Below are 18,869 nucleotides of genomic sequence, written 5' to 3' on the forward strand. Positions count from 1 at the left end.
AAAAAATACGTGTATGCGTGATAAGCGTCTATATGTAAGCGCTTACTAAATTAAATAAAAGAAAAAATTTTCTGAAAAATAAAAAGTCAACTTGATGAATATTTTAGACACTGGCTGCACCACAATGACATATTAGTGGACAAAGCCTTTCTGGGCGTCCTCGTAAAGTTGCTTTAGAACAGTAAAATTTGATATGATAAAGTGTATATGACTTATGATCATGACCACGAACACGTATCATTTTGGAGGTGAACCTGCATGTCAAGAATTTCAATAGAAGAAGTAAAGCATGTTGCGCATTTGGCACGGCTTGCGATTACAGAAGAAGAAGCTGAGATGTTTACAGAACAGCTTGATAGCATCATTTCATTTGCAGAGCAGTTAAACGAGGTAGATACGGAAAACGTTGAACCAACAACACACGTATTAAAAATGAAAAACGTCATGAGAGAAGATGTTCCGAATAAAGGTCTTTCCATTGAGGCAGTCATCAAAAACGCGCCTGATCATAAAGACGGCTATATTCGTGTGCCATCAATTTTGGACTAAAGGAGGCCTGAGGCATGTCACTGTTTGACCACAAAATTTCTGAATTAAAAGAGCTTTTACATAAAAAGGAACTGTCTGTTTCTGATTTAGTGGACGAGTCTTATAAACGAATCCATGAAGTAGACGGGAAAGTACAAGCATTCCTAGCGCTTGACGAAGAGAAAGCACGTGCGTACGCAAAGGAATTGGACGAGGCAGTTGGTGAAAAGGACGAGCTTGGTCTATTGTTCGGTATGCCGATCGGTGTCAAAGATAACATCGTGACGAAAGATTTACGTACAACGGCATCAAGTAAAATCTTGCAAAACTTCGATCCTATTTACGATGCAACCGTTGTGAACCGCTTAAGAGAAGCGGAAGCTGTCACAATCGGTAAATTAAACATGGACGAATTTGCGATGGGATCTTCTACGGAGAACTCGGGCTTCAAAGCAACGAAAAACCCGTGGAATTTAAACACAGTTCCAGGTGGGTCAAGTGGTGGCTCAGCAGCATCTGTTGCAGCTGGAGAAGTACCATTCTCTCTTGGATCAGATACAGGCGGCTCCATTCGTCAGCCGGCATCATTCTGTGGTGTTGTTGGTCTTAAACCAACGTATGGCCGTGTATCTAGATACGGTTTAATCGCATTTGCTTCATCATTAGATCAAATTGGGCCGATTACGCGTAATGTTGAGGACAATGCATATGTTCTTCAAGCGATTTCTGGTGTTGATCAAATGGACGCAACGAGTGCAAATGTCGATGTCCCAGATTTTCTTTCTTCATTAACTGGCGACATCAAAGGCTTGAAAATCGCTGTGCCAAAAGAATATCTTGGCGAAGGTGTTGGCGAAGAAGCAAAAGAGTCTGTTCTTCAAGCGTTGAAAGTATTAGAAGGACTTGGTGCCACATGGGAAGAAGTATCTCTTCCGCATTCTAAATATGCGCTTGCGACTTACTACTTGCTTTCATCTTCAGAAGCATCTGCAAACCTTGCTCGTTTTGACGGTATTCGCTATGGCTACCGTACAGACAATGCAGACAACCTGATTGATTTATATAAAAATACCCGTTCTGAAGGCTTTGGAGACGAAGTCAAACGCCGCATCATGCTTGGCACATTTGCTCTAAGCTCAGGATATTACGATGCATACTATAAAAAAGCGCAAAAAGTCCGTACACTGATCAAAAAAGACTTTGAAGATGTTTTTGAAAAGTATGATGTCATTGTAGGACCAACAACACCAACTCCGGCATTTAACATTGGTGAAAAGACAAGCGATCCACTGACGATGTATGCAAACGACATTTTAACGATCCCTGTTAACCTTGCAGGCGTCCCAGGAATCAGTGTGCCTTGTGGATTTGCAAATGGTCTTCCGTTAGGACTGCAAATCATCGGTAAACACTTTGATGAAGGAACCGTTTACCGCGTGGCTCACGCTTTCGAACAAGCAACAGATCATCATAAAGCAAAACCTGAACTGTAAGGGGTGAATCAGAATGAACTTTGAAACGGTAATTGGACTTGAAGTCCACGTAGAGCTCAAAACACAATCAAAAATTTTCTCAAGCTCACCGACGCCTTTTGGTGCGGCTGCCAATACGCAAACAAGTGTCATCGATCTTGGTTATCCAGGCGTACTGCCTGTGCTGAACAAAGAAGCGGTGAACTTTGCGATGAAAGCAGCAATGGCACTGAACTGTGAGATTGCAACTGATACAAAATTTGACCGTAAAAACTATTTCTATCCTGATAACCCAAAGGCGTATCAAATTTCTCAATTTGATAAACCGATCGGTGAAAACGGCTGGATTGAAATTGAAGTAGACGGCAAAACAAAACGAATTGGTATTACACGTCTTCATTTGGAAGAGGATGCAGGAAAACTGACGCACACAGGCGACGGTTATTCACTCGTCGATTTCAACCGTCAAGGTACACCACTTGTTGAAATCGTATCTGAGCCTGACATTCGTACGCCAGAAGAAGCGTATGCTTACTTAGAAAAATTAAAATCCATTATTCAATATACAGGCGTTTCTGACTGTAAGATGGAAGAAGGCTCACTGCGCTGTGATGCCAACATTTCTCTTCGTCCGATCGGCCGTGAAGAGTTTGGAACAAAAACAGAGCTGAAGAACTTAAACTCATTTGCTTTCGTCCAAAAAGGTCTTGAGTTCGAAGAAAAACGTCAAGAGCAAGTATTGCTTTCTGGCGGCTTGATCGAACAAGAAACTCGCCGCTATGACGAAGCGTCTAAAAAGACGATCCTCATGCGTGTCAAAGAAGGTTCTGATGATTACCGCTACTTCCCAGAACCAGATTTGGTGGAGCTGTATATTGATGACGAGTGGAAAGAACGTGTAAGAGCATCCATTCCAGAGCTTCCAGACGAGCGCCGCAAACGCTACATTGATGAACTTGGACTTCCTGCATATGACGCAATGGTACTAACGCTGACAAAAGAAATGTCTGATTTCTTTGAAGCGACCATTTCAGAAGGTGCAGAAGCGAAGCAAGCATCAAACTGGCTCATGGGTGAAGTATCTGCGTACTTAAACTCGGCCCAAAAAGAGCTGGAAGATACGAAGCTAACGCCGCAAGGACTGGCTGGCATGATCAAGCTTATCGAAAAAGGAACGATTTCTTCTAAGATTGCCAAAAAGGTATTCAAAGAGCTTATCGAAAATGGGGGCGACGCAGAAACAATCGTCAAAGAAAAAGGACTTGTCCAAATTTCTGACGAAGGTGCACTGCTCAAACTTGTCACAGAAGCTCTTGATAACAACCCGCAATCCATTGAAGACTTCAAAAATGGAAAAGACCGCGCAATTGGTTTCTTAGTCGGACAAATTATGAAAGCATCGAAGGGCCAAGCAAACCCGCCGATGGTCAACAAGATTCTTCTCGAAGAAATCAAAAAACGATAAATCGCAAAAACCGCCTCATGGAAGAGGCGGTTTTTTTGTTGATGGATATGACAGGGTCTTATCACAGATTCAGACCACCGCCGTATATCAATTCATTGGTTCTTTTTTTATAATGAAGCATAAGCTTTAGCACATATTCGAAGGGGATAAAGGTGAACTAAAGTGAACATCGCCACGTATTGTCATTGGAGGAATAGCTTCAATTGTTCCACAGCTCTTTGGACAGCGGAGTCCTCACACGTTTCTAAATTTGTCAGCATCCCTTGAATGACCGGCTTGCGAGGCTCATTTTTGGCCAATTCTTCTTCAATGACTTCAATGGATACAAGGGTATCATCCGAAAGCAGATGCTCAGATTTTAACAATCGAAGCTCTTCTTGAAGAGTAGCGGCATTTGGCGTTTCATCATCCCAAATGTTTTGCTTTAGAATCGGCTTCGCATGAGAACGGAGAAGCCCATGCACCAAATCATCAAATCGGTCGAGAATAAAGGATGAGAGCTCATCACATGATAATTGCATCTGATCTTGTAAAAGCAGTACCTGCACATAAGATTGGATGATTCCTTGAATCATGACTGACAGGTCAGTTATGTATGGTTCGATCTCCTGTCCATACGTGGTCAAAATAGAAATTTGGATTTCATCATTCATCTGCTTTTTAACCGTTTTGGAATACTTTTTAATTTGCTGGTTTTCCGGAATAATGTTCTCGCTGAGGATCAAAATGATAAAATCCTTGTTCTCAGCAAAGTGCTGGAACTGTTCAGCGATTTGTTTCTGAAAGATATCTCTAGGCGCAAGATGTTGATTTTCTTTTCGAATCTTTTCAATACTTTGCATAGACGTGTCGATATAATATTCAAACGCTCTGTTGAAAAGCTGTTCTTTTGATTTGAAATGCAAATAAAATGCACCTTTAGAAATTCCACATTCATCTGCAATTTCCTGAATGGTCGTAGAAGAAAAACCTTTTTTCGCAAACAACTGAATGCTTGCTTTAATGATTTTTTCTTTTTTTTCGTTCATGAAATAAGGCCCCTTCAGCTTTAGAATGTTACGTCAAACGCAAGTGAAATGGTTGACGGCATTGTATATCACCGTTTATTATGATATAGAATGACCAGTCAGTCAATACATAAAGGAAAATGGAGGACATAATGAATTCGATCATCAATTTTGTATTAAAGAACAAGTTCGCTGTATGGCTCATGACGATTATCGTAACAGTTGCTGGTCTATATGCCGGATTGAATATGAAACAAGAATCAATCCCGAATATCAACACTCCAGTCATTACGGTTTCTACAACGTATCCTGGCGCAACGCCGGACGAAGTATCAGATAAGGTGACAGATCCAATTGAGAAGTCGATACAAAATCTCAATGGGGTGAATGTGGTCACTTCTAATTCTTTTGAAAATGCCTCATCGATTCAAATCGAGTACGATTACAATAAAGATATGGATGAAGCAAAGAAGGAAATTGAAGATGCCATTAGCAATATCAATTTTCCAGAAAATGCAGAAAAACCAAAAATCACACGTTTTAGCATCAACGCGATTCCAATCTTAGCTCTAAGTGTCTCCGGTGATAAAGAATCATTACAAGACCTGACACAAAAAGTGGAAAATGATCTTATTCCTTCTCTTCAAAGCTTAGAGGGTGTCTCGTCTGTCGAAGCTTCTGGACAACAAATCAAAGAAGTAGAATTTTCTTTTAAACAAAAGAAATTGAAGGAATATGGTTTAGATGAAGAAACTGTCCAAAACATGATCAAAGGCTCTGATGTCAATGTACCTTTAGGGTTATACACATTTGGCAACAAGCAAAAATCAGTCGTAGTGGATGGCAATATTTTAAGTGTTAAAGATTTGAAAAACATGCGAATTCCTGTTACACCAAGTGCAAGCGCAGGAGCTGGTGCATCTGCTAGCGGCTCAGGAAATGCAGGAGCTCAAGGTGCTGATCAGCAGGCTGGAAGTGCAAGTCAGCAGCAAGCAGCAGCAGCTCAGCAACAAACAGGTGCAGGTGCAGCAAGCGGTCAATCGGTAGAACTGCCGACGATCAAACTTTCTGAGATAGCAGATATTAAAGTCGTGAAAGATGCAGAATCAATTTCTAGAACGAACGGAAAAGACAGTATCGGTTTGCAAATTGTCAAAGGCTCTGATGCCAACACAGTGAGTGTAGCAGAAGCAGTCACAAAAGAACTTGATACATTCAAAAAAGACAATAAAGGAATCAAAGTCAGCACGACATATGATCAAGCAGAGCCGATTAAAGAATCTGTCAGCACAATGCTGAACAAGGCGATCATCGGAGCAATCTTTGCGATCATTATCATCATGTTGTTCCTTCGAGATATCAAATCAACATTAATTTCGGTCATCTCCATTCCGTTATCCCTGTTGATTGCTGTTTTATTATTAAATCAGCTCGATATCACATTAAATATCATGACACTCGGTGCCATGACAGTCGCCATTGGGCGTGTTGTCGATGACTCGATTGTCGTCATAGAAAACATCTATCGACGAATGGCGTTAAAAGATGAACCGTTAAAAGGCAAAGCACTCGTTAGAGAAGCAACAAAAGAAATGTTTATTCCGATTATGTCTTCGACGATTGTCACAATTGCGGTATTCTTGCCATTAGCGCTAGTGGGTGGAATGATTGGTGAACTATTCATCCCATTTGCATTAACCATTGTGTTTGCTCTAATGGCTTCACTACTTGTTGCCATTACAATCGTTCCAATGATGGCTCACAGCCTATTTAAAAAGAACCTGTATGGCAAAGCGAAAAAGGTGAAAGAACACAAACCAAGCAAACTTGCTGGTGGTTATAGACGTGTACTCAATTGGACATTGAACCATAAATGGATCACGTCAGGAATTGCGATTCTGATGCTGGTCGGAAGCTTATTCCTCGCACCACTTGTCGGTGTCAGCTTCTTACCACAGGAAGCAGAAAAAACGGCAATGGTGACATACACGCCAGAGCCTGGACAAACAAGAGAACAAGCCATTGCTGAAACGAAAAAGGCAGAAGATTACTTAATGAAACGTGATCATGTCAATACGGTTCAATATTCATTAGGCTCTTCAAATGCAATGACAGCAAGTGTTGGCGGAAACTCTAACGGTGCATTATTCTTCGTACAATACGACGAGGACACACCGAACTTTGATAAAGAAAAAGATCGTATGGTTAAAGCCCTTCAAGACAAAACGTCTAAAGGGGAATGGAAATCACAAGACTTCTCATCTGCTGGCGCAAGCAATACAGTGACGTACTATGTGTACGGTGACAAAGCAAGTGATATTGAAGGCACAGTCAAAGATGTCGAGAACATTTTAAAAGATGAAAAGAACTTGAAAAACGTCAGCACAAGCTTATCTGAGAAATATGACGAATATACGTTTAATGCAGATCAAGAAAAACTGGCGAAACTAGGCTTAACCGCTTCACAAATCGCACAGGCGATCGCTCCTCAAAGTAATGAAACAACGTTGACGAAAGTAACAGAGGACGGCAAAGAACTAGATGTGAAGCTTCAAACGGAAAAAGATGAATACAAGAGTAAAAAAGATCTAGAGAATAAAAAGATCACAACACCAACAGGACAACAAGTCCGAATTGGCGATGTGGTGAAAGTGAAAGATGGCACAACAGCAAACACTGTGACAAAGCGTGATGGGAAGATTTACGCTGAAGTATCTGGTGACATGACAACAGACGACGTATCAAGTGTGACACAAGATGTTCAGAAGAAAGTTGACAAGCTTGATTTAAAATCTGGCGTTACGATTGATACAGGCGGTGTAAGTGCGGATATTGAGGAATCCTTTACACAGCTAGGACTCGCAATGCTTGCAGCGATTGCGATTGTATACCTCGTTCTCGTCATTACATTTGGCGGAGGTCTTGCACCATTTGCGATTCTGTTCTCACTTCCATTTACGGTTATTGGGGCACTCGTTGGATTGTTTGTAGCGAAAGAAACCATCAGCTTAAATGCCATGATTGGATTGCTGATGCTAATCGGAATCGTTGTAACAAATGCCATTGTCTTGATTGACCGAGTGATTCATAAAGAAAAAGAAGGTCTTTCAACAAGAGAAGCTTTACTTGAAGCAGGTACAACAAGATTACGCCCAATCTTAATGACGGCACTTGCGACAATTGGTGCATTGCTGCCACTCGCATTAGGTTTTGAAGGCGGAAGTCAGATCGTATCAAAAGGACTTGGCGTCACCGTCATTGGCGGTTTAACAAGTTCTACACTTCTCACATTGGTCATCGTGCCAATCGTGTATGAAATCTTAAGCAAGTTTAGACGTAAGAAAAAGTACGCTGAAGAAGAGTAAGAGGAAGCCCCGCTAATGAGCGGGGCTTCAGCGTGTAGACAAACACTCGCATTCTTTGTCAATCCTGCGTTCCGGTGCTCACGAATGTCAAATTCGCTCCGCGCCGGTACTCGTCCTTCCTAGGGCTGCAAAGGTTTTCTATCACGTTGAAAAGAAGACACAGGGCTAAAAAAGTATAATTTAGTCCTTTGTCAACAATCTGAGCCCCGCTAATAAGCGGGGCTTTTTTATGATGAAATCTGACAAACCGCTTTTCTCATCAGCTCTTCAAAGGCCTCGAAAAAGGCATCCCGATCGACGTGGTCAATGACTTGAATCAATTTTCCATCTGGATGTTCTTCAGTACGTCCTTGTCTTGGTGTTTCGGTATAAACAATTGCATTCATTTCTTTTGAACGGGTAAATGAGGTGGATGCAAGAGTGATCGTTGTCAGCACATCCCATAAGTAGTAAGTCGAGTTCGTTTCGTGATGAATGAGAGGCGGACAAAAGGCATAACATTGTCCAATAAAGTCAATCCCGATGTGAGAGCGAAGGGAAGCCCAGCGTTGACGGACATCGAGTGTGAGCGGGACTTGATTCGTGCTTTCCAGTGCGACCATTTCAATTGGAAAACGCTCTTGAAATACGGTGCTCACAGCATAAGGGTCCCAAAAAGCATTCCATTCTGCTGTTCCATCATGCTCGGGTTCTTCGACATTGCCTTTTTCAAGGAATGTGCCGCCCATCCACACCAGTTTCTCAATTTTATTTGATATGGAAGGATCTTCTTCTAAGGCGCGTGCAAGGTCTGTGAGCGGTCCTGTAAAGAGCAGCGTAACAGGTTCGGTTGACTTTTTCACCGTTTCAATCAGGTGAAGATGTGCAGGAAGCTTAGATACTTTTGTATCAACAGCACCTTTTTCGTTTAAAATCGGCAGGGCATCTACATAAAAGGCATGCATACGCCATTCCTTTGGAAATGGATTCACACCTCTAGAATTGGAAGCGGCGACTTCAATCTCATATGGGCTAAAACGATCAATAATTTTCTGAGAAGCGCTCAGCGCAGGCTCTAAATAACAATCAGCAGGAATCACAGACATTCCGATCACTTTCAGGTGTTCCATTTGAAGAAGTAGAAATAAGGACACAAGATCATCAACACCGCCGTCATGGTTGAAATAGACAGGCTTTTTCATGGCATACCATCCTTTTCATCGTTTTCTTTTATCTTATCAGAATGTTGATCTGCTCAGGGAAACGTGCCATGAGATTTCAAATATTAGGGGGGTGTTCTGTTGCCATTTTCAAATCTCATAGTATAATTAAAGGTTGTTAGTGGTGAAAATAGATTGCATAATGATAATAGGATGATGATGAATGAAACGTGCTCGAATTATATACAATCCGACATCTGGACGTGAACTCTTTAAGAAGAATTTACCGCAGGTTTTGCAAAAATTTGAACAGGCTGGCTATGAAACATCTTGTCATGCGACGACATGTGCAGGAGATGCAACACAAGCAGCCGAAAAAGCCGCACAGAGAGACTTTGATTTAATTGTAGCAGCTGGTGGAGACGGCACGATTAATGAAGTCGTCAACGGATTAGCGCCGCTTGAAAAAAGACCAAAATTAGGAATCATTCCAGTTGGAACGACCAATGACTTCGCAAGAGCACTTGGCATTCCAAGAGAAGATATTTTAAAAGCGACAGATGCCATCATTGATGGTGTAGCAAAGCCGCTTGATATTGGTAAAGTGAATGGACAGTATTTCATTAATATTGCGGGAGGCGGCCGATTAACAGAGCTGACCTATGAAGTGCCTAGTAAGCTGAAAACCATGCTAGGACAACTTGCGTATTATTTGAAAGGCATGGAGATGCTTCCTTCCATTCGCCCGACAGAAGTCGAAATTGAATATGACGGCAAATTGTTTCATGGAGAAATCATGCTGTTTCTTGTTTCACTAACAAACTCAGTAGGCGGCTTTGAAAAGCTCGCACCAGATTCCATTCTAGATGATGGGATGTTTGACCTGATCATTCTAAAGAAGGTCAATCTAGCAGAAGCCATTCGAGTGGTCAGCCTTGCACTTCGAGGCGAGCATATTCATGATAACAATGTCATCTACGCAAAAGCGAATCGCGTGAAGGTAGATGTAAAAGATAAAATGCAATTGAATTTAGATGGTGAATACGGCGGCATGCTGCCAGGTGAATTTGAAAACTTGTATCGCCATATTGAATTTATTGTGCCAAAAGCAACAGCTGAAAAAATAGGGTGAAGACTAAACTTGGTTCCTTATGGCGACCAAGTTTTTCTTTGCAAATGAGGTGATAAAATTGGTGAAAATGAAACCGCCTGTTGAAAAGAATGAATACTACAATGTAACCTTCGAAGATTTAACGCACGAAGGTGCAGGTGTAGCGAAAATTGAGGGTTTCCCTGTGTTTGTACCGAATGCCCTTCCTGAGGAACAAGGGAAAATCAAAGTCACACGTGTCAAAAAAGGATTTGCTTTTGGACGACTTATGGAGCTGACAAAGGAAAGTCAGCACAGGCAAGATGCGCCATGTCCTATCTATAAGCAGTGCGGAGGCTGTCAAATTCAGCACATGAGCTATGAAGGCCAGCTGCTTTTTAAACAGAAACAAGTAAAGGACGTTTTAGAGCGGATCGGTAAGCTTGATATGAGCCGTGTAAAAGTTCATCCTGTACTCGGCATGGAAGACCCTTGGAATTACCGAAACAAAGCACAAGTACCAGTTGGCGAACGCGAAGGCGGACTTGTTGCAGGATTTTATCAGCAGCGTACCCATGAAATCATTGATATGGAAAAATGTTTGATCCAGCAATCAGAAAATGACGAAGTGGTACAGGCAGTAAAAGACATCTGCAATGCGTTTGGCATCAAAGCATATAACGAAGAACGTCATAAAGGCTGGCTTCGCCATGTCATGGTTCGTTACGGTATTGCAACAGGTGAAATGATGGTTGTGTTTGTCACAAGAACGGCTGATTTTCCGCAAAAGCAGCAGGTGATTGAACAGATTATAGCACGCTTCCCACACGTTCGGTCAATTGTACAAAACGTAAATTCAAAGAAGACAAATGTCATTTTCGGAGACGAAACGACCGTTTTATGGGGAGAAGAATACATTTATGACACGATTGGCGACATCAAATTTGCCATTTCAGCCCGCTCGTTTTATCAAGTGAATCCAGCTCAAACAAAGGTTCTTTACGATAAAGCCCTTGAATATGCCGAGCTGCAAGGAGAAGAAACCGTGATCGATGCGTATTGCGGAATCGGTACAATTTCCTTATTTCTCGCACAAAAAGCAGGCAGAGTATATGGCGTGGAAATTGTGCCAGAAGCGATTGAAGATGCAAAACGCAACGCTGCCTTAAACGGAATCAACAACGTTGAATTCGCAGTCGGCGAAGCAGAAACCGTTATCCCAAACTGGTACAAAGAAGGCATTAAAGCAGACACTCTTGTCGTTGATCCACCAAGAAAAGGCTGTGACGAAGCACTGCTTGATACGATTTTAAAGATGAAACCGAACCGTGTTGTGTATGTGTCCTGTAATCCAGGGACGCTTGCTCGTGATTTGCGTATTCTTGAAGATGGTGGGTATGTGACGGAGGAAGTGCAGCCTGTGGATATGTTTCCGCATACGAGTCATGTTGAATGCGTTGCTAGTCTTGTGATTCAACAGTCATAATGTATTGAAGCATCCCGATTTCGTGATATAACACCGATATCGGGATATTTTTATTTTGGCTGCCTTTCACTTGAATACAAAGCGGTAATTATAGGTCGAAAATTAATCTTTACCCCTTATTTGGTTTTGAAATGTCCTTTTTTGCAATTTTGCCTAGTTCATATTAAAGTATATAATGATAAAAATTGCTGAAAGAATTTACAGAAGGACAAGCCCTTTAGGCGCTATGTCATGAGAGGAATTGGATGAAAGATGAGTAAAAATTTCTGGCGTGATTTACCACGGCCATTTTTTATATTAGCACCAATGGAAGAAGTGACAGATGTTGTGTTTCGTCATGTTGTGAGTGAGGCGGCGAGACCGGATGTGTTTTTTACAGAGTTTACAAACAGTGAGAGCTACTGCCACCCTGATGGCATTCAAAGTGTGAAAGGCCGCTTAACGTTCACCGAGGATGAGCAGCCGATTGTTGCTCATATTTGGGGAGATAAGCCTGAGAACTTTAGACAAATGAGTATTGGAATGGCGGAGTTAGGATTTCAGGGGCTTGATATTAATATGGGTTGTCCTGTCCCTAATGTTACGCAAAACGGAAAGGGCAGTGGATTGATTCTTCGTCCAGACGTTGCGGCAGAGCTGATTCAAGCGGCAAAAGCAGGGGGATTACCTGTCAGCGTCAAAACAAGACTTGGTTTTACTGAGGTCGATGAATGGCGCGGATGGCTCAGACACATTTTGGAGCAAGATATTGTGAATTTATCGATTCATCTTCGTACAAGAAAGGAAATGAGCCAAGTAGATGCGCATTGGGAGCTCATTCCTGAAATTAAAAAACTACGTGATGAAATAGCACCTGATACGCTTTTGACAATCAATGGTGATATTCCTGATCGTCAAACTGGTTTAAAGCTCGCTGAGCAATATGGGATAGACGGAGTGATGATTGGGCGCGGAATTTTCCATAACCCATTTGCCTTTGAAAAAGAGCCGAAAGAGCATACGAGTGACGAACTGCTAGGTCTTTTAAGATTGCATCTTGATCTTCATGATCAATATTCTTCATTAGGTTTGCGACCATTTAAGGCACTGCATCGTTTCTTTAAGATTTATGTAAAAGGATTCAGAGGAGCGAGCTTCCTAAGAAACCAATTAATGAACACATCATCAACAGATGAAGTGCGTGCAATGCTAGATGAATTTGAAGCGAGAAATCAAGAACAATCATGATCAACAAGAGGAGGGAGAACCCTTCTCTTTTTTTATGAATAGGACTATTAAACTAGTTTTCTTAAATGGTAAAATGAGATAGAAATAACAATTGGAGGTATATTATTTGAAACCATTTTGGGACACAAATGAATTCAAAATGAGATTTTATTAATTTTGATTTTTTTCTAGATTGTCGATATAAAGGTTGGAGGTGAAAAAAATGACTAGAGATTACGGAGAATCTAAATACGTTTCAAATTATCTTAGTGCTAGGTATGGAGAAATTTATGAGTTGAATTTTAAAGACCAAAAAGAACTGAGAGAATCAATAATACTAGATCATGATAAGTCTGAATTAAAAAGAATGTTAAGACGTTCAGAATCTCAAATTAAAAGGGCCAAAGATATACAGCCTCTCCATAATATTGTTTTCAACTTTATAACAGTACTTTTGCCAGTATTAACTACAGTTATAATTGGAATGATTACTGTGACTTTTACTATGTTTAATACCCTTCTTAAAAATCATTTAGGGGAAGAAAAAATAAGTAAAGATGAGCTATTTGAATGGTTAAAGAGTCTAGACCCTTCACCGGTCTTTCAACTTTCACTCTATATGATTTTAATTGCATTTGTGATACTTGGCGTATTTTACATTCTTTATGTGAGGAATAGAGAAAAAAACATGGATAGAAGATATTATTTAAGTGACTTACTTAAAGATTGTATTATTGAATATAATAAAATCAGTAATGAAAACAGGCGTATCTAAGTTGAAAATTTCATATATAAACACCTTAAGTTTATTAGACATTAGTCATATTTAACATAAGGTGTTTACTATAGTTTATAACTTACTCCGCACTCTCCTCAACATCACGGCTATCTTCTGTTTCACCAATATAAATAGGACCGTTTGCATGGTCGATTCGGATGGGCCATTCGTATGGGACTTGCAGGCGTCGTGCGATGGCTCTCCAAAATTTTGCAGAATCAAATTCTAGTTCTTGAAAGTCTTTAAGCAATTCTTTATAAGAAGATCCATCAAATTGAATGTACGAGTCTTGCAGACGCATAAAGGCGTAATGTCTCACTTCTAATGCTGCCGCAGCTTCCATTTCTTCTTCTGTTGCTTCGCCAATGATTGTTCCTGCGGGTGGAAGCATGTCGTATACGTTAAATTCCTCTTCTTCTTCGTGTGCTGCATTGTGCTGTTGATCTGACATTTTTTTCACTCCTTCTAGTCTTCATCAAGCTTTTATTCGTGCTTACTTCTATTATCGGAAGGAAATGCGAAATGTGGAATGAAAAAAGAAGCAGATCCACAATACTTGCTTTTTCTTCTCGAATCTTTTATGATCAATTACAGATATAAAAGGTCTACAATAGATAGAAAGGAATGTTTTGATGAAATATTCTAAAGCGACCAACTATGCCCTGCATACGATGGTTTTTTTAACCCTTGCACCAAAGGGGAAAGCAATAGGCGTTGAGCCTCTCGCCAAGATGCAAGATCTTTCACCCACTTATTTATCCAAAATTTTAACAAAGCTTGTGAAGGCGGGATTGATTGAATCAACACCTGGCGCAAAAGGTGGTTACACCATTCTGAAAAAGAAGGAGGACATTTCGTTTTTAGACGTCATTCAGGCGGTAGAAGGACAAACCCATTTATTTCGTTGTTCTTTAGAACATGATTCTTTCATGCCTCACGATGGCTGTTTGATTGAACAAGTCATGCAGGATGTTGAAATGAAAATGCAGGAGACGTTAAGTCAAAAGCGGTTAGTTGATATTGCAAGCCAAATAGAGCAGACAGAAAAAAATCCATTTTTCAAGATGTGATTTTTTTTGAGTAAATTATAGATATTAAAAGTCTTTAAAGTCTTGGATAAAAAGGAGAGATTTATATGTTATTAGATTGTGCCATTATTGGAGGCGGGCCAGCCGGATTAAATGCAGCTCTTGTTGTGGGGCGGGGCAGAAAACAGGTCATGGTATTCGATGATGAGATGCCAAGAAATCGAGTGACTCAGGAATCACATGGATTTATTACAAACGATGGAATGACACCGTTTGAGATCAGACAAGCAGGAGAAGCGGATCTCCAAAACTACCCCAATATCCAAATCAAACGAAGCAGAATGGTGGAGATACAAAATCATGAGGACAACTTCGCGTTACTGACACAAGAAGGAGAAAGATTCGAAGCGAAAAAAATCATTTTGGCAACTTGACTTAAGGATATATTGCCAAAGATCAACGGGATTCATGATGTGTATGGAAAGACGTTGTTTAGCTGTCCTTTCTGCGATGGCTGGGAGCTGAAGGACAAGCCACTTGCCCTGATTGCAGAGAACCAGCGTGCTTTGCATATGGCGAAACTTCTTTCCAATTGGACAAAGGATTTGATTGTGTTTACAAATGGACAGCAAGTGTTAGATGAAGAGGAGAAAGCACTGCTATCAGCGCATTCTATTCAAGTCATTGATGTACCAATTGTAGCGATCCATCATGACAATGGGCAGCTTCACTCTCTTCACCTTGCGAATGGGGAAACTGTGAAAAGAGAAGGCGGATTTGTCGCAAGTGATTTCAAGCAGTCAACCCCTTTTGCTGAAAAACTAGGCTGTCAAATGACGAAAAATGGGGGCATTGAAACAGATATTCTTGGGCGTACAACCGTCAGCGGTATTTTTGCATGTGGTGATAATTTAGGCGGACTTGCTCAGCTTGTTCTTGCAGCAGCAGCCGGAAGTCAGGCAGGAATGGGTGTGATTCATGAACTTGTGCAGGAAGAGTTTCAACAAAAAACATCTCTGTAAAAAGAGATGTTCAGCGATGAGCGATTTTCCGTTTTGCTAAGACGTGAGCAGCCCATTCAAAAAGTGCGTAGATGACAAAGAAGATTAGGATCCAGCTGCTGACATCGACCCATACATTGGTGATATGAATGATGTTCGCCTGATCAAGTCCAGTCTGTATCCACATCGTGATCAATGCGGTGAGGAACACTTGTAAAAACCATTTTTTCAATTGGTCACACCTCCATCTCTTTCTATCATATAAGAAATGACAGTTTATTTCCAATTGAATTTCCATTAGTTTCAACGGTAAAATAAGAAATAAAACCAATGGAAGGACATGAGATGAGCGATCAAACCAATCGTTTTTTAAAAAGTCATTTTCCTGAACTTGTCCTTGCGCCGCCTCTTTTTTATAAGTGGCCTTTTGGTCTTCGCTTTGAAGTGGCAGATTGGTCATTAGGAGAAGAATCGGTTGTATTAGAAAAAGCAGGCGATCGGGCTTTGAAAATCGTCAGATATGCTTTTGATTCAGAAGACGATATTCTATTTGTCACAGATGTCTATACGCAGCATGAACATGAATTAATGAAGCAAAAGCTCCTTGTTTATCAAAAATATGCCGACCGACAAGTGCGTCACCGATTGCTTCACGAGCGTTTGACCTATGTACAACCAAAACAAGAAGAAACAATGAAAATAGAGAGATTTACACTCAAGTGTCAGCTGCAAGATATTCGATTGCGCCCGCTAGTACAAGCCATATGCCAAGAGGATTTTTGCAAACCGAATCAAATCTTGAAAGGAAAGCTTGGTTATGACATTTATCTCATCAATCTCTCAAAACAGATGATTTTCCACTTATATGATGATCGAGGCTGTGATCTTATTGCGGCAGATCCAGAACATCTGCGTCCAGTTTATGAAGGTTTACAGCACTGGCTCTTAGACTATGACCGTGCTCAGATGGATCAGTTGTTTGCTGGGAAATAAGAAAAACCGCACTTTGACAAGTGCGGCTTCTTTTTATGCTTCGACTTTATTAAAAAATTGTGGTAGATATTCTTTATGTGCTTCTAGCATTTCATCTAGGATGCTTTTTGCAATGGCATCTGATGGGACGAGCGGATTGATGGTCATGGCGACAAGTGCTGTGTTGTAGTCGCCTGTCACGGCTGCTTCAGCGGCTACACGTTCAAAGGATTTAATTTGAGAAATAAGTCCTTTGACAGCGACCGGCATTTCACCAACAGCGATTGGTTTTGGGCCGTCTTTTGTGATGACACAGTTCAGTTCAACGGCAGAATCATTTGGAATGTCACTGATGGCGCCATTGTTGATTGTGTTTACAGGCTGAATGTCATGCTTGTCGTTATAAATGGATGCGATCAAGTTACATGCTGCATCACTGTAATAAGCACCGCCTCGTTTTTCAAGCTGTGGTGGCTTAATATCAAGATCAGGATCTTTGTAAAGCTCGAACAGGTCATTTTCTAGTGCACGAACGACTTCTGCACGAGTTCCTTCATTTTCTGCTGCTTTCTTCTCTTCAGCCAGCATATCACTTGTTTTGTAATAGTAGCGGTGGTACGGACAAGGAATCACACCAAGCCCTTTTAAGAAATCTGCATCCCACGGAATCGCTTGAATGTTGTTCATGGACATGGTGGAGTTTGGATCTGCCATGTCTTCGATCACTTGATCCATGATGCTTCTGCCATCTAAGAACACGTTCAGTCCAAAGACCATATGGTTTAATCCAGCAAAGCTGACTTCGACTCTGCTTGCGTCGACATCAAGTCCTTTGGCGATGCCCATGCGAATGCCGATTGGTACGTTACATAAGCCAACGACTTTGCGGTGGTTTGAATAGCGAAGTACGGCTTCTGTGACCATACCAGCTGGATTTGTGAAATTCACAAGCCAAGCATCTGGGCATAATTCTTCAATATCTTTCACAATATCAAGAATGACAGGGATGGTGCGCAGACCCTTGAATAGACCGCCTGGACCGTTTGTTTCTTGACCAATGACATCATATTTTAAAGGAATGCGTTCATCCTTCATACGTGCTTCCAGTAATCCGACGCGGAATTGTGTTGTGACGAAATCAGCGTCTACCAGTGCTTTCCGGCGATCTAAAGTTAAATGAACCTCGATTGGAAGTCCCGCTTTTTTCACCATGCGTTTTGCAAGATTTCCGACGATCTCAAGTTTTTCTTTACCTGCTTCGATATCGACGAGCCAAAGTTCGCTAATTGGAAATTCATCGTACCGTTTAATGAATCCTTCGACAAGTTCTGGTGTATAGCTTGATCCTCCGCCGATTGTGACAACCTTTAATCCTTTTGTCATGTTCTGCACCTCCGAATAATGTAACGCACAATGTTATAATAGAGTGAATCAATCTTTTATCATTTGTTTGTACATTTATAGCTTATCGTGAGAGTACCTTGTGCGTAAACGGTTTCAGCGTCTTTAGGCAAGGGTGCCCTATTTAGAGATTTGTTACATAAAAGAAACGTCTTGTGTCATGTTGTTGGAGAAAGGGGAAGTCAGATGTTTTCAAGTGAGGTCATTTCCAGCTTTAATGAACTAGAAAGCGCTTTATACCGATACATTATGGAAAACAGTGAAAAAGTCGTCTATATGAGAATTCGTGATTTGGCAGATGCCGCACATATATCGACCTCATCTGTCCTTCGCTTTTGTCGAAAAGTGAATTGTGAAGGCTTTTCAGAATTTAAGGTGAAGCTCAAAATGTATTTAGAAGCAGAACAAACACCTTCTTTGAAAAGCACGCAGCATTTCCTGTATGAATTTATCGAACGGACACTTAAAGGAGATTTTGAAGAGAAGATTAAAGAGGCAGCGAAGCTCATTGCGGATGCAAAAAATGTGCTATTTATCGGGACAGGCAGTTCTGGTATTTTGGCGCAGTATGGGGCAAGGTACTTTTCAAGTCTTGAGAAATTTTCATTCTACATCAATGATCCGTTTTTCCCGATGAATATGCAGTATTTAGACAATAGTGTCACCATTGTGCTGTCGGTATCAGGAGAGAACAGTATTACGATTGATCATATTTCGAAACTAAAAAGAGAAGGCAGCACGATCATTAGTATTACAAACAATCAGCACTGTACAATTTCTCGTATTTCTGACTTGAATATTGCTTATTACGTCACAGACGAACGAGTCCATAGAGCCAACATTACTACACAGACACCCGTTGTGTATATCCTAGAAGCAATGGCGCGTGACATGTTTACGATGTTAAAAGAAAAGTAAAAGAGCCGCTGCC

The 18,869-nt window shown here is 41.0% G+C and carries 16 protein-coding genes and 1 pseudogene; 12 read left to right on the forward strand and 5 right to left on the reverse strand.

Features of this window, described 5'->3' with window-relative positions; genetic code table 11:
• The first annotated feature begins 258 nt into the window (after positions 1 to 258).
• The 3 genes from gatC to gatB are packed head-to-tail and all read left to right on the forward strand — an operon-like array spanning position 259 to position 3,465.
• The gene (gene gatC, locus FXF70_RS15040; RefSeq protein WP_003213898.1) at positions 259 to 549 is read left to right on the forward strand and encodes an Asp-tRNA(Asn)/Glu-tRNA(Gln) amidotransferase subunit GatC; all 291 of its coding nucleotides are present in this window, start codon (positions 259 to 261) and stop codon (positions 547 to 549) included.
• A 14-nt stretch (positions 550 to 563) separates the two neighbouring features.
• Positions 564 to 2,021, forward strand: a complete 1,458-nt coding sequence (gene gatA, locus FXF70_RS15045) for an Asp-tRNA(Asn)/Glu-tRNA(Gln) amidotransferase subunit GatA (RefSeq protein WP_007496857.1) — start codon at positions 564 to 566, stop codon at positions 2,019 to 2,021.
• 13 nt (positions 2,022 to 2,034) lie between these two features.
• On the forward strand, positions 2,035 to 3,465 hold the full coding sequence (gene gatB / locus FXF70_RS15050) for an Asp-tRNA(Asn)/Glu-tRNA(Gln) amidotransferase subunit GatB (RefSeq protein ID WP_007496855.1): 1,431 nt from the start codon (positions 2,035 to 2,037) through the stop codon (positions 3,463 to 3,465).
• A 182-nt stretch (positions 3,466 to 3,647) separates the two neighbouring features.
• On the opposite strand, the gene FXF70_RS15055 is transcribed toward gatB, so the two are convergent.
• Positions 3,648 to 4,493 carry a TetR/AcrR family transcriptional regulator gene (locus FXF70_RS15055; RefSeq protein WP_148780555.1) on the reverse strand — a complete coding sequence of 282 codons (846 nt, stop codon included), beginning with the start codon at positions 4,491 to 4,493 and terminating at the stop codon, positions 3,648 to 3,650.
• 131 nt (positions 4,494 to 4,624) lie between these two features.
• Here FXF70_RS15055 and FXF70_RS15060 point away from each other — a divergent pair, with 131 nt between their 5' ends.
• Positions 4,625 to 7,837: an efflux RND transporter permease subunit gene (locus FXF70_RS15060; RefSeq protein WP_148780557.1), complete on the forward strand. Its 3,213-nt coding sequence runs from the start codon at positions 4,625 to 4,627 to the stop codon at positions 7,835 to 7,837.
• A gap of 227 nt (positions 7,838 to 8,064) precedes the next feature.
• Here FXF70_RS15060 and FXF70_RS15065 read toward each other — a convergent pair whose 3' ends face one another.
• Positions 8,065 to 9,018, reverse strand: coding sequence for a nucleoside hydrolase (locus FXF70_RS15065; RefSeq protein WP_048002028.1), 954 nt, complete (start codon positions 9,016 to 9,018; stop codon positions 8,065 to 8,067).
• A gap of 181 nt (positions 9,019 to 9,199) precedes the next feature.
• On the opposite strand from FXF70_RS15065, the gene FXF70_RS15070 reads away from it, so the two are divergent.
• The 4 genes from FXF70_RS15070 (at position 9,200) to FXF70_RS15085 (ending at position 13,533) form a co-directional block, all read left to right on the forward strand.
• Positions 9,200 to 10,108 carry a diacylglycerol kinase gene (locus FXF70_RS15070; protein WP_007496845.1) on the forward strand — a complete coding sequence of 303 codons (909 nt, stop codon included), beginning with the start codon at positions 9,200 to 9,202 and terminating at the stop codon, positions 10,106 to 10,108.
• A gap of 61 nt (positions 10,109 to 10,169) precedes the next feature.
• Positions 10,170 to 11,552, forward strand: coding sequence for a 23S rRNA (uracil(1939)-C(5))-methyltransferase RlmD (gene rlmD, locus FXF70_RS15075; protein ID WP_148780559.1), 1,383 nt, complete (start codon positions 10,170 to 10,172; stop codon positions 11,550 to 11,552).
• A gap of 252 nt (positions 11,553 to 11,804) precedes the next feature.
• Positions 11,805 to 12,779 carry a tRNA dihydrouridine synthase gene (locus FXF70_RS15080; protein ID WP_108611397.1) on the forward strand — a complete coding sequence of 325 codons (975 nt, stop codon included), beginning with the start codon at positions 11,805 to 11,807 and terminating at the stop codon, positions 12,777 to 12,779.
• Between the two features lie 202 nt (positions 12,780 to 12,981).
• A complete protein-coding gene (locus FXF70_RS15085; protein WP_017360436.1) occupies positions 12,982 to 13,533 on the forward strand; it encodes a hypothetical protein in 552 nt (183 codons plus the stop codon).
• An 82-nt stretch (positions 13,534 to 13,615) separates the two neighbouring features.
• Here FXF70_RS15085 and FXF70_RS15090 read toward each other — a convergent pair whose 3' ends face one another.
• The gene (locus FXF70_RS15090) at positions 13,616 to 13,987 is read right to left on the reverse strand and encodes a hypothetical protein (protein WP_007496834.1); all 372 of its coding nucleotides are present in this window, start codon (positions 13,985 to 13,987) and stop codon (positions 13,616 to 13,618) included.
• Between the two features lie 181 nt (positions 13,988 to 14,168).
• Between FXF70_RS15090 and FXF70_RS15095 the strand changes: the two genes are divergently transcribed.
• Both FXF70_RS15095 and FXF70_RS19380 read left to right on the forward strand, forming a co-directional pair.
• On the forward strand, positions 14,169 to 14,606 hold the full coding sequence (locus tag FXF70_RS15095) for an Rrf2 family transcriptional regulator (protein ID WP_017366776.1): 438 nt from the start codon (positions 14,169 to 14,171) through the stop codon (positions 14,604 to 14,606).
• Between the two features lie 65 nt (positions 14,607 to 14,671).
• Positions 14,672 to 15,586, forward strand: a pseudogene (locus FXF70_RS19380) (NAD(P)/FAD-dependent oxidoreductase).
• Positions 15,587 to 15,596: 10 nt separating this feature from the next.
• Here FXF70_RS19380 and FXF70_RS15105 read toward each other — a convergent pair.
• Positions 15,597 to 15,797, reverse strand: a complete 201-nt coding sequence (locus FXF70_RS15105; protein WP_041093156.1) for a hypothetical protein — start codon at positions 15,795 to 15,797, stop codon at positions 15,597 to 15,599.
• 113 nt (positions 15,798 to 15,910) lie between these two features.
• Between FXF70_RS15105 and FXF70_RS15110 the strand changes: the two genes are divergently transcribed.
• Positions 15,911 to 16,558 carry a DUF3885 domain-containing protein gene (locus FXF70_RS15110; protein ID WP_148780561.1) on the forward strand — a complete coding sequence of 216 codons (648 nt, stop codon included), beginning with the start codon at positions 15,911 to 15,913 and terminating at the stop codon, positions 16,556 to 16,558.
• Between the two features lie 33 nt (positions 16,559 to 16,591).
• Here the strand turns inward: FXF70_RS15110 and FXF70_RS15115 are convergent, their stop codons facing one another.
• On the reverse strand, positions 16,592 to 17,920 hold the full coding sequence (locus FXF70_RS15115) for a 6-phospho-beta-glucosidase (RefSeq protein WP_148780563.1): 1,329 nt from the start codon (positions 17,918 to 17,920) through the stop codon (positions 16,592 to 16,594).
• 204 nt (positions 17,921 to 18,124) lie between these two features.
• Here FXF70_RS15115 and FXF70_RS15120 point away from each other — a divergent pair, with 204 nt between their 5' ends.
• Positions 18,125 to 18,856 (forward strand): MurR/RpiR family transcriptional regulator, encoded by a 732-nt coding sequence (locus tag FXF70_RS15120; protein ID WP_017360430.1) that lies wholly within the window; start codon positions 18,125 to 18,127, stop codon positions 18,854 to 18,856.
• Positions 18,857 to 18,869 lie beyond the last annotated feature (13 nt).

It is taken from the genome of Bacillus sp. Y3 (assembly GCF_008123875.1).
Lineage (GTDB): Bacteria > Bacillota > Bacilli > Bacillales > Bacillaceae > Bacillus > Bacillus altitudinis.